This window comes from Streptomyces noursei, from assembly GCF_001646665.1.
Classification (GTDB): domain Bacteria; phylum Actinomycetota; class Actinomycetes; order Streptomycetales; family Streptomycetaceae; genus Streptomyces; species Streptomyces lavendulocolor.
The window spans coordinates 17,153-28,704 of the sequence record NZ_LWBU01000200.1 but is presented as its reverse complement, the minus strand read 5'-3'; the positions used below and the strand labels follow the sequence as shown (position 1 = coordinate 28,704).

Sequence of the window (11,552 nt, the reverse complement as noted above, 5' to 3'; positions counted from 1 at the left end):
GCGACCGACCCGACCTGGATCCTGCGACTGACACGGCGGTCGGCGATCGGCCGGGGCGGCAGCGCGGGCAGTCCGAGGCCCACGGGTTCCGGCATCACCTCACCCCCCGCTTCCGGAGAGCGTCTCGCGGGCGGCGCGCAGCGACTCCTTGAGGGAGCCCATGGTGGCGAGGACGGCGGTCGGCTCGTAGCCGCAGTGGGCCATGCAGTTGGCGCAGCGCGGGTCCTTGCCCCGGCCGTACTTGTCCCAGTCGGTCTCCTCGACGAGCTGCTTGTACGTGGGGACGTAGCCGTCGGCCATCAGGTAGCAGGGGCGCTGCCAGCCGAACAGCGAGTAGTTCGGGATCGCCCACGCGGTGCACGGGAAGTCGGCCCTGCCCTCCAGGAAGTCCAGGAAGAGCGGGGAGTGGTTCAGCCGCCAGCGCCGCCGGTTGCCGCCGGCGAAGGCCTTGCGGAACAGTTCGCGGGTCTGCTCGACGCCCAGGAAGTGCTCCTGGTCGGGTGCCTTCTCGTAGGCGTAGGCGGGCGAGATCATCATCTCGTCGACCTTGAGGTCGTCGTTGAGGAAGTTGAGCACCTCGATGACGGTCTGCGGGGTGTCGGTGTTGAAGAACGTGGAGTTGGTGGTGACCCGGAAGCCCCGCCGCTGGGCCTCCTTGATGGCCGCCACCGCCTCGTCGAACACGCCTTCCTTGGCGACCGACTCGTCGTGCCGTTCGCGCAGGCCGTCGATGTGCACGGCGAAGGCGAAGTACGGCGACGGCGTGAACTTCTCGATCTTCTTGCGCAGCAGCAGGGCGTTGGTGCAGAGGAAGACGTACTTCCTCTTGGCCACCAGCTGGCGGACGATCTCGTCGATCTGCGGGTGCATCAGCGGCTCACCGCCGGCGATGGAGACCATCGGCGCACCGGATTCCAGGACGGCCCCGACCGCCTGGGCGACCGGCATGCGCTGCTTGAGCACCCCCGCGGGGTGCTGGATCTTGCCGCAGCCCTCGCAGGCGAGGTTGCAGGCGTAGAGCGGCTCCAGTTCGACGATGAGCGGGAACTTCTTCCGCTTGCGCAGCTTCTGTTCGAAGAGATACGTCCCTACCCGGATGGTCTGGCGAAGCGGCATGGCCATCTGGCTCACCTCCTGGGGAGCAGCAAAGAACGGTGCCATTCAAAGAAAGCGGGCAATACCGAACGAAGAACACAGAAGGCCGATATTCCCCCGCGTACCGTGCCGATACGGACGAGCTCGTGCTCCGGGGCGTCCACGACCACCCGTACGGCCGCAACGGGGCGGGAGCGCACCCCCGTGCTCAGCGCGCTGCGCAGGGTGGCGGCGGACTCCATGTCGACGGCGATCGCCCCCGTACCGCGCAGCTGCGCCCGCTCCTGGCCCCGCACGACGTGGTCGGAGCCGCTCAGCGGGCCGGTGTGGACGGTGCGCCCGGGAACGGCCCGCTCCAGCGCCCGGACGAGCAGCTCGGTGCCGGTGCAGGGCGTCGAGCCGCCCGGGCCGCGGGTCTCGTCGGCGACGACCAGGTCGCCCGGGTGCATGCCCGGCTCCAGCCCCGCGCAGAACCCGGAGGCGACGACGGCGGCGCCGCGCAGTTCGCCGCCCTCCAGGGCCCGCGTCACCGCCCGCTGGGCGTTCGCCGGCCCCATGCCCGTGCGGATGACCGTCACCGGTCCGGGCGACGCGCCGCCGTGCAGGCGCCGGCCCATGCGCAGCGCGAGCTGCTCGATGCCGAGCGCGCAGGCGATCAGCATCGGGGCGGCGGGCGCGGGGCCGGGGGCCCGGACGGAACCGGAGGGCACCGGTCCGGCCGCCATCAGGCGCCCTTGCCGAGCCGGCCGACCACCGGTTCGCCGTGGAGGTACCGGCCGAGCGCGGTCAGCGGGAAGACCTGCCGGTACAGGTGGTAGTTGATGGAGAAGTCCCACGGGAAGCCGGTGCCGGTGAAGAACGGCTCGTCCCACGAGCCGTCCTCCCGCTGGGTCTCGGCGAGCCAGCGGACGCCCCGCTCGACCGCCTTGGACTCCCGCTCGCCGCCGGCCAGCAGGGCGAGCAGCGCCCACGCCGTCTGGGAGGCGGTGGAGGCGCCGTGGCCGATCCACTCCTGCTCCCGGTAGGAGCGCAGGTCCTCGCCCCATCCGCCGTCGGCGTTCTGCACGGACTCCAGCCAGGCGACGGCCCGCCGGACGGCCGGGTGCGTGGTGGGCAGCCCGGCGGCGGTGAGGGCCGGCACCACCGAGCCGGTGCCGTAGACGTAGTTGACGCCCCACCGCCCGAACCAGGCGCCGCACGCCTCCTGTTCGGCCAGCAGCCAGGCGATGCCCCGCCGGGTGCGCGGGTGGCGGGCCTTGCCCTCGTGCGCCAGCATCTCCACCACGTGGGCGGTGACGTCGGCGGAGGGCGGGTCGATGACCTCGCCGAAGTCGCAGAACGGCAGCCGGTTGGGGAAGGGGCTGGTGTTGTCGGCGTCGAAGGCGCCCCAGGCACCGTCGCGCGACTGCATGCCGGCCGTCCAGTTGGCCCCGCGCCGCACGGCCGCCTCGACCTGCTCGGGGTGCGGGTGCCTGACCCGGCGCAGGGCGAGGATGACCTCCGCGGTGTCGTCGATGTCCGGGTAGTTGTCGTTGTGGAACTCGAAAGCCCAGCCGCCGGGGGTGAGTCCGGGCCGGCGGACGGCCCAGTCGCCGGGGCGGACGATCTCCTCGCCCAGCATCCAGTCGGCGGCCTTGACGAGCGCCGGGTGGTCGGGGCGCACACCGGCGTCGGCCAGTGCGATGACGGCCAGGCAGGTGTCCCAGACGGGCGACTGGCAGGCCTCGATCATGCGGGCCCCGTCGCCCCGCCGCACCGCGAACCGGTCGAGCGACTCCAGGCCCGCGCGCATCACCGGGTGCTCCAGGTCGTAGCCGAGCAGGTGCAGCGCGATCAGGGAGTAGACGGCGGGCGGCTGGATGCCGCCCCAGCAGCCGTCGTTCTCCTGCCGCTCGATGATCCAGCGGGCGGCGCTGTTCATCGCGGCCCTGCGCAGCGGGCGCGGGGCGAACCGGTGGTAGAGGTGCAGCGCCTTGTCGAGCCGCTGGAACGCCCCCTCCCAGGTGCCGGCCGGGGCGAGCGGCCTGGGCGGGTTGGGGATCCGGGGGTCGGTGTGCAGCTCGTCGAGGGCGAAGGGCGCGGGGCGGACGGGCCGCTTGGCGGAGACGACGGTGAGGGGCACGATCGTCTGCCTGGCCCAGCAGCCGAAGTCGTAGATGTTGAGCGGGAACCACCGCGGCAGGAAGATCATCTCGGGTGGCAGCTCGGGCAGGTCGTCCCACTTCCACCAGCCGAACAGGGCCAGCCAGATGCGGGTGAAGACCCGGGCGGAGGCGATGCCGCCGCGCTCCCTGATCCAGGCGGCGGCGCGGGCCATGTGCGGCTCGTCGGGCCGGTCACCGGCCAGGCGGAGGGCGACGTACGCCTCGATGGTGGCGGACAGTTCGCCCGGGCCGCCGTAGAAGGTGGCCCAGGTGCCGTCGTCGCGCTGCTCGCCGCGGATGTGCAGGGCCGCCGCGCGGGTGGTCTCCTCGTCCCGTACGTCGAGGAACTCCCGCAGCAGGAGGTCCTCGGCGTCCATGGTGACGTTGGTCTCGAGGTCGCCCTTCCACCAGCCCTCGTCGTCCTGCCGGGCGAGGAGGTGCTCGATGGAGCGCTGGGCGGCCCGCGCGGCGACGTCCGCCAGGTCGCTCGGGGCGGGGGTCGAAGTGGTGGTGGTCGTTCCGGTGGTGGTCCCGGTGGCCGAGGGCGCGCGGGGCTCCAGGGCCCCGGTGCTTCCGTCGGTCGTCGCTGTCATGGCTTCCCCTTCGTGCAGTTGGCGTTCTGCGGCTGCGGGTGGGCCGTCGGCCGGTGCGCGGAGCACCGGCCGGCGACTAGCGATTCATATGGTGCGGATGATGGTCCCGATGACGGTCATCGCTTTCGTACGACGACGAAGTCCGCGAGGGCGGTGAGCTGGGCGCGGACCCGTTCCGGCATGTCGACGCGGTGCAGCGCCTCGATCGCGACGGCGTGCTGGCGGCGGGCCTCCTCCGAGGTCCACTCCCGGCCGCCCGCCTCCTCGATGAGGGCGGCGCGCATCGCGAACTCCTCCTCGGAGAAGCTGTCGAGGTCGGGGTTCTTGGCGTCGGCGGTGAGCAGTTCCCCGAGGCGCCGGGAGGCCGGTCCGCCGGCCGCGAGGGCGGCGACCACCGGCAGGGACTTCTTGCGCTGGCGCAGGTCGCTCCAGGTCTGCTTGCCGGTCGCCTCCGGGTCGCCCCAGATGCCGAGCAGGTCGTCGACGGCCTGGAAGGCGAGGCCCAGGTGGTAGCCGTAGGCCTCCAGGGTGTCGGCGACGCGGTCGTCCGCGCCGCCGAGGACCGCGCCGATGGAGCAGGCGCAGGCGAGCAGGGCCCCGGTCTTGTTGCCCTCCATCTCCAGGCACTCCTCGACGGTGACCCGCTCGCGGTGCTCGTAGGAGATGTCCTGGGCCTGGCCGTCGATGAGCTTGCGGCTCGCCGTGGTCAGCCGGCGGGTGGCACGGCCGGCGTCCACGGTGCCGAGCTCCAGCAGCAGCTCGTTGGCGAGGGCGAACAGCGCGTCCCCGACGAGGATCGCCTGGGCCGGGCCGTGGACCTTCCACACGGTGTCCCGGTGGCGGCGCTGCTCGTCGCCGTCCATCAGGTCGTCGTGCAGCAGGGAGAAGTTGTGCACCAGCTCCACGGCGACCGCGCCGGGGATGCCGACCTCGGGCGCCGCCCCCGCCGCCTCGGCGGACAGCAGGGCCAGGGCCGGGCGCACGGCCTTGCCGCTGTCGCCGTCCGCGGGCCGGCCGTGGGCGTCGATCCAGCCGAAGTGGTAGGCGGCGACGGTGTCCATGGGCGGCGCGAGCCGCTGCACCGCCGTGCGCAGGACCGGGGTGGACATGGTCCGGCCACGCTCCAGCAGTGCGGTGACGTCCGCGGTGTCGACGACCGGGTTCACCGGGGGCACAGTCGGCACGGTCTCTCCTCTGGTTCCAGTACTCAGGCTCATGCCGCCTCCTCGAGCGGATGTACATGGGGGCGGCCGAGGGCCGAGAGGGCCGCACCCGCGGCGGTGAAGCCGCTGCGGACCGCGCCCTCCATGGTCGCGGGCCAGCCGGTGGCGGTCCAGGCGCCGGCCAGGTGGAGGCCCGGCGCGTGGGTGCGGGCGCCGGGCCGCAGCCGTCCGACGCCGGGGGTGGGCGCGAACGTCGCCGTCCGCTCCCGGGTGACGAAGAAGTCCCGGACCTTCGCGCCGCGTGCCGCGGGCAGCAGCCGCTCCAGTTCGGGCAGGTAGCGCTCGCGGAGCACGGAGACGGGCTCGTCGATCTCGTCGCCGGCCGCCGACTGGGACAGCGCGAGGTACTGGCCGTCGGTGTACCCGGAGGCGTCGGTGCGGTCGAAGACCCACTGGACGGGTGAGCCGAGCGCGGCGAAGAACGGACGGCGCAGCACCTTGCGGTCGTAGAGCACGTGGATGTTGAGGATGGGGGCGGTGCCGATGTCGAGCAGTGCGCCGGGGTCGTCCAGCGCGCCGTGCGGCAGCAGGTCGTGGGTCTCGCGCTGCGGTACGGCGAGGACGACGGTGTCGGCCTCCAGCCGTTCGCCGGGCACGTCCACGCTCCAGCGGCCGTGCGCGCCGGGCAGGACGGCGGTGACCTTGGCGCGCAGTTCGGTGCGTACGCCGGCGGCGTCCAGTGCCTTGCGGGCGAGGGTGTCGTGGAGGTCGCCGAGCGGGACGTGCGCCCAGCCGATGTCGGCCGCGCCGGGGTCGGTCAGCAGGGCGGTCCGGAAGACCATGGCGGCCAGGCCCATGGAGGAGTGCGGGGCGGTGGCGTTGAGGGTGGCGACGCCGATCAGGTCCCACAGGGCTTCGACGGCGCGCCCCGACTGGCCGCGGCGGGCGAGCCAGGCGGCGAAGTCGATGCCGTCGAGGGCGGGGTCGGCCGGGTCGAGCTTCGCCAGGGCGAGGGCCGCGCGGCCGACGCCCGCGCGCTCGGCGAGCGAGAGGTGCGGGTAGCGGGCGAGGCTCGCGGCGAGGTGGAACGGCACGGGCAGCGCGGTGCGGCGCAGCCGGCCGAGGCGGGGGCCGCGGGGGTGGGCGACGTCGAGGACCGGCACGTCGAGGCGGGGCTGGAGGGGCGCGAGGTGGGCGCCGCCGACGCGGTCGAGGAACCAGCGGTAGGCGGTGCAGCAGCGGAGGTAGACGTGCTGGCCGTTGTCGACGGTGAGGTCGCCGCGCTTGAAGGAGAAGGCGAGGCCGCCGAGGCGGGGCCTGCCCTCCAGGAGCGTGACGCGCAGTCCGGAGTCGGCCAGGCGCAGGGCGGCGGTGACGCCCGCGAGGCCGCCGCCGACGACCACGGCGTGGCCCGGTGCGGTGCGGCCGGGGGTCGGCTCGTCGCTCATGCGGTCTCCCGTCGGGTCGTCGCAGTCAGGGACGCGGGGCGGCGGCGGAGGGTTGCGCGCCGATTGTGCCGGTTCGTCGGGCGGGCCGCGGGCAGGGTGGTCATCTAGGCGCGCCTCCTGACCTGCTGCCGCGAGACGGTGCGGGCGTCGAGGCCGGACAGGCCGCGCACGGCGACGTACGCCTTCTCGCGGCCGGGCAGGGAGACGCGGCCGCGCAGGACGGCCTCGGGGTCGCGTTCGATGCGGTCGAGGAGGCGGCGGTAGATGCCGGCCATGGCGGCGACGCAGGCGCCGCTGCGCCGGTCGAGCATGGGCAGCAGCCGGTACCCCTCGGCGAACAGGGCGCGGGCACGGCGCACTTCGTAGTGGACGAGTCCGGCGAAGTCGGCGCCGGGGGCCGGGGCGGCGGTGCGGAACCCGTCGGAGCAGCCGAACTTGGCGAGGTCGTCGGCGGGCAGGTAGGTGCGCCCGGTCGCGGCGTCCTCGCGGACGTCGCGCAGGATGTTGGTCAGCTGGAGGGCGAGGCCGAGGGTGTCGGCGTACTCGGGGGCGCGTTCCGCGCCGGGGGCGCCGGGCGCGGTGCCGAAGATGGAGAGGGAGAGGCGGCCGATGGCGCCGGCGACGCACCGGCAGTAGACCTTGAGGTCGTCCCAGGTCTCGTACGTCTCGCCGCGCACGTCCATCAGAACGCCGTCGATCAGTTCGTCGAGGCCGCCGAGGGGCAGCGGGAAGCGGCGGGCGGCGTCGGCGAGGGCGACGGCCACCGGGTCGGTGTCGTCCTCGTCGACCGCGCCCTTGCGGATCCGTTCGAGCAGCTCGCGGGTGGTTTCGAGGCGGTCGGCCTTGGCCTCGGGGACGAGGGTGCCGTCCCCGATGTCGTCGACCCGCCGGGAGAACGCGTACAGCGCCGACATGGCCTGCCGCTTCTCGGCCGGCAGGAGCCGGATGCCGTAGGCGAAGTTGCGGGCCTGCTGTCCGGTGACGGCTTCGCAGTAGCTGTACGCGGCCGCCACCGGCGCCGACGTCCCGGTCTGTCCTTCCACGGTCCCGCTCACCCCTCTCCACGCGCGCTGCGCAGCACGGCCGCCACCGCGCGCATCAGGTTCGGTCTGGTGGCCCTGGGCGGCCCGGGGAGCACGTCGTAGCCGGCGGCCGTGATGGCGTCGAGGGCGGCGTGTCCGCCGCCGGCGAACCCGGCGAGCAGGAGTCGCAGCCGGCCGCGGACGCTGCCGACGAGGGGCGCCCCGTCGTCGAGGAGCCGGCGGGCGCGGTCGGCCTCGAACGCCACGAGGGCGCGGACCGACGCGCCGCCGGTGGGCCGGGCCAGGTCGGCCTCGGTGACGTGGAACCGCTTCATGTCCACGGCCGGGAGGTAGATCCGGTCGTGGGCGAGGTCCTCGGCGACGTCCTGGAGGTGCTCGACGATCTGGAGGGCGGTGCAGATCGCGTCGGAGCGGCGGAGGCGCTCGGGGCTGGTGGTGCCGGTGATGTCCAGGACGAGGCGGCCGACGGGGTTGGCGGAGAGCTCGCAGTAGGCGACGAGGTCGTCGAAGGTCTCGTAGCGCCGCACCTTCTGGTCCTGGCGGTTGGCCTCGATCAGGGCGAGGAACGGCTCCGGGGTGAGCGCGTGGCGCCGGACGGTGGGCCGCAGGGCGCGCAGCAGCGGGTGCGACGGGGTGCCGTCGAAGACGCGCCGCAGGTCGGCCTCGAAGGCGTCGAGCAGGGCGAGCCGGTCCGTCTCGCCCTCGGCGCCCAGGTGGCGGGCGTCGGCCCCGCCGGGGGCGAGGTCGCCGTCGCCGATGTCGTCGACGAGCCGGGCGTAGCCGTAGACGGCCATCAGGTCGTCGCGCCAGGCGCGGGGCAGGAAGAAGGGGGCCACCGGGAAGTTCTCGTGGGCGGCCTTGTCGAGTGTGGTGCGCGGGGAGGCGTCGGGGCGCACCTGCCGGGTACCTGTCACTGCGGACTGCCCGGCGCGGGGACGGCGGGACCCTTGCGGAGGCGGGGCTGGGGATTCACCGTCATTGCCGTCACGTCTCCCGTTCTACACTGCCGACCCAATACATCCCATTTCGGACACGCCGCCGGTCCAGTCGGCGAGGCACCACCCCGGCACGGCGGGGGCCCGGGGAATATCGCCCCACTTGCCGCGAATCAGCACCGGTACAGCTTACGTTGTACAACGTCCGGGACCGTGCCGGGGTGCCGCACGCACCGGAACAGTCACGCACTTGGCCCCAACCGTCCCGATCGGTACGGGACTTGACCGAAACATGGCATCCGGGAGCGGTGCGGCCACCCGCGCGTGCCCGCCCCCGCGAGGCCGCCGAAAGGGCCCCCGCCACGCTCCTCGGCAGGGGCCCCCGGCGACCGCGTGCGACCGGTTACCGGCCGGTCTCCTTCTCGTACGCCCGCAGCACCTCGTCCGTGGGGCCGTCCATCAGCAGCTCGCCCTTCTCCAGCCACAGCACCCGGTCGCAGGTGTCCCTGATCGACTTGTTGCTGTGGCTGACCAGGAAGACCGTGCCGGCCTCCTTGCGCAGCTCGCGGATGCGCTGCTCGGAGCGGATCTGGAACTTGCGGTCACCCGTGGCGAGCGCCTCGTCGATCATCAGGACGTCGTGGTTCTTGGCCGCGGCGATGGCGAACCGGAGACGGGCCCCCATGCCGGAGGAGTACGTCCGCATGGGAAGGGTGATGAAGTCGCCCTTCTCGTTGATGCCGGAGAAGTCGACGATGTCCTGATAGCGCTCCCGGATCTCCTCGCGCGACATGCCCATGGCCAGTCCGCCGAGGATCACGTTGCGCTCGCCGGTCAGGTCGCCCATCAGGGCCGCGTTGACGCCCAGCAGCGAGGGCTGGCCGTCGGTGTAGACCTTGCCCTTCTCCGTGGGCAGCAGGCCGGCGATGGCGCGCAGCAGGGTCGACTTGCCGGAGCCGTTGGTGCCGATCAGCCCGATCGCCTCGCCCCGGTACGCGGTGAAGGACACCCCGCGCACGGCGTGCACCTTGCGCACACCGCGGGACTCGCCCTTCTCGCGGCGCAGGATGCGGCTGAGCGCCGCGGTGGCGCTGCCCTTGCCGCCCCCGCCGCCGTTGACCCGGTACACGATGTGCACGTCGTCCGCGATCACGGTGGGGATCCGGGCGCCGTCGGCCGCGGCGGTGGCGGTCACGTCGTCGGTCGTCTGATCAGCCACGGCCGTACCGCTCCTCTGCCTTCCAGAAGTACACGAACCCGGCCGCCCCGGCCAGCACGGCCCACAGCAGGCCCGCGAGCCAGACGTGGGAGGGCAGGTACTCCGAGCCGTACCCGTCGATCAGCGCGAACCGGATCAGGTCCATGTAGATGGCCGCCGGGTTGTACATCAGGACGTCGGCGATCCACGCCGGTTTGTCCTGGAGCATGATCGGGATCGAGAACATCACGCCCGAGCCGTACATCCAGGTGCGCATGACGAACGGCATCAGCTGCGCGAGGTCCGGGGTCTTGCTGCCGAGCCGGGCCATGATCAGCGACAGGCCGACGTTGAAGACGAACTGCAGCGCCAGCGCCGGCAGGATCAGCAGCCAGCTGAGCGACGGGTAGCTGCCGAACGCCGCCGCGATGACGAACAGCACGATCATCGAGAACATCAGCTGCTGAAGCTGCTGCAACGCGAAGGAGATGGGCAGCGAGGCGCGCGGGAAGTGCAGGGCCCGCACCAGCCCCAGGTTGCCCGAGATCGCCCGCACGCCGGACATGACGGACGTCTGCGTGAACATGAAGACGAAGACACCCGTCACCAGGAACGGGATGTAGATGTCCTTCTCCATGCCCCGGCCCGCGTTCAGGATCAGGCCGAAGATGAGGAAGTAGACCGCCGCGTTGAGCAGGGGGGTCGCCACCTGCCAGAGCTGGCCGAGCTTGGCCTGGCTGTACTGCGCCGTGAGCTTCGCCTGGGAGAAGGCCAGGATGAAGTGACGGCGCCCCCACAGCTGCCGGACGTACTCGGCCAGACCGGGCCGGGCACCGCTGACCGACAGGCCGTACTTGGCGGCCAGTTCCGCCGGGGACAGGCCCGCGTCCGCGGATGGCGGGGCGGTCACGGCGATCGCTCCGTCATGGGTTGTCTCACTCACAAGTTGAAACTTTCGTGTCCAAGATGCGCGGCAGATGGGGCGGGCGGGTCAGGTGGCGGCCGGGCCCCCGGGTGCCCCGTGCTTGTCGGTGACGAGCTTGTCAGATTCCGAGCTTGTCAGATGACGGGTGGGCGGCCCAGTCTCGTCAGGCGCCACACCGTACGCCACCTCATGGGCCGGCGCGGCCCGCACGGGGACGCCCAGCCCTCCTTGAAGCCGCCGAACCAGGCCTTGAGCGCCGGCACCGACGGGCGCCTCGCCAGCGTGAGCAGCAGCCAGACGCCGAGGTACAGCGGCACCAGGGGCGCGGGCAGGTTCCGGCGCGCCAGCCAGACCCGGTTGCGGGCGATCATGCGGTGGTAGACGGCGTGCCGGGAGGGCGCGGTCGTCGGGTGGAAGAGCACCATGTCCGCGCGGTAGTCGATCATCCAGCCGGCGTCGAGCGCCCGCCAGGCGAGGTCGGTCTCCTCGTGCGCGTAGAAGAACTCCGCCGGCAGCCCGCCGACCTCGGCGAGCACCTGGGTGCGGACGGCGTTGGCCCCGCCGAGGAAGGTCGTCACCCGGGACGAGCGCATCGGGTCGGAGGCGCGCAGCCGCGGCACGTGCCGGCGCTGGGTGACACCGGTGTCCGGGTCGGCGATGCGGAAGCTGATGATGCCCAGCCGCGGGTCGGCGGTGAACGCCTGGCGGACCAGCTCGGCGGTGTCGGTGTGGGGCAGCAGGCCGTCGTCGTCCAGGAACAGCAGCGCGTCCACGTCGGTGCCGCCGGGACCGAACGCCTCGATGCCGACGTTGCGGCCGCCGGGGATGCCCAGGTTCTCGGGGAGGTCGATGGTGCGTACGCCCTCGGGGACGCCCGTGACGGGAGCGCCGTTGCCGACGACGACGACCTCCACCGGGTCGCCGTCCTGCTTGCGGACGGACTCGATGAGCGCGCGGAGGTCGTCCGGGCGGTTGCCCATCGTGATGATCACGGCGCCCAGCCGCATG

10 protein-coding genes are annotated in these 11,552 nt (G+C 72.9%); all 10 read right to left on the bottom strand.

Annotation, left to right across the window (positions count from 1 at the left end):
• Positions 1–99 precede the first annotated feature (99 nt).
• Positions 100–1,122, bottom strand: a complete 1,023-nt coding sequence (gene hpnH, locus A4V12_RS17075) for an adenosyl-hopene transferase HpnH (RefSeq protein ID WP_064070222.1) — start codon at positions 1,120–1,122, stop codon at positions 100–102.
• 5 nt (positions 1,123–1,127) lie between these two features.
• Positions 1,128–1,820, bottom strand: coding sequence for a 1-hydroxy-2-methyl-2-butenyl 4-diphosphate reductase (locus tag A4V12_RS17070; RefSeq protein ID WP_064070221.1), 693 nt, complete (start codon positions 1,818–1,820; stop codon positions 1,128–1,130).
• Positions 1,820–3,832 carry a squalene--hopene cyclase gene (shc, locus tag A4V12_RS17065; protein ID WP_064070220.1) on the bottom strand — a complete coding sequence of 671 codons (2,013 nt, stop codon included), beginning with the start codon at positions 3,830–3,832 and terminating at the stop codon, positions 1,820–1,822. The genes A4V12_RS17070 and shc overlap by 1 nt, the downstream gene beginning before the upstream one ends.
• A 116-nt stretch (positions 3,833–3,948) precedes the next feature.
• Positions 3,949–5,049, bottom strand: a complete 1,101-nt coding sequence (locus tag A4V12_RS17060) for a polyprenyl synthetase family protein (RefSeq protein ID WP_064070219.1) — start codon at positions 5,047–5,049, stop codon at positions 3,949–3,951.
• Positions 5,046–6,443 carry a hydroxysqualene dehydroxylase HpnE gene (gene hpnE / locus A4V12_RS17055; RefSeq protein WP_064070218.1) on the bottom strand — a complete coding sequence of 466 codons (1,398 nt, stop codon included), beginning with the start codon at positions 6,441–6,443 and terminating at the stop codon, positions 5,046–5,048. The genes A4V12_RS17060 and hpnE overlap by 4 nt, the downstream gene beginning before the upstream one ends.
• Before the next feature lie 104 nt (positions 6,444–6,547).
• Positions 6,548–7,486 (bottom strand): presqualene diphosphate synthase HpnD, encoded by a 939-nt coding sequence (gene hpnD, locus A4V12_RS17050; RefSeq protein WP_064070225.1) that lies wholly within the window; start codon positions 7,484–7,486, stop codon positions 6,548–6,550.
• A gap of 8 nt (positions 7,487–7,494) precedes the next feature.
• Positions 7,495–8,400, bottom strand: coding sequence for a squalene synthase HpnC (gene hpnC, locus A4V12_RS17045; RefSeq protein WP_064070217.1), 906 nt, complete (start codon positions 8,398–8,400; stop codon positions 7,495–7,497).
• Positions 8,401–8,824: 424 nt separating this feature from the next.
• The gene (locus A4V12_RS17040) at positions 8,825–9,640 is read right to left on the bottom strand and encodes an ABC transporter ATP-binding protein (protein WP_234372200.1); all 816 of its coding nucleotides are present in this window, start codon (positions 9,638–9,640) and stop codon (positions 8,825–8,827) included.
• Positions 9,633–10,562, bottom strand: a complete 930-nt coding sequence (locus A4V12_RS17035) for an ABC transporter permease (protein ID WP_064070216.1) — start codon at positions 10,560–10,562, stop codon at positions 9,633–9,635. The genes A4V12_RS17040 and A4V12_RS17035 overlap by 8 nt, the downstream gene beginning before the upstream one ends.
• Before the next feature lie 116 nt (positions 10,563–10,678).
• Entirely contained in the window at positions 10,679–11,551 is an 873-nt protein-coding gene (locus A4V12_RS17030) for a glycosyltransferase family 2 protein (RefSeq protein WP_064070215.1), read from the bottom strand.
• Between the last annotated feature and the right edge of the window lies 1 nt (position 11,552).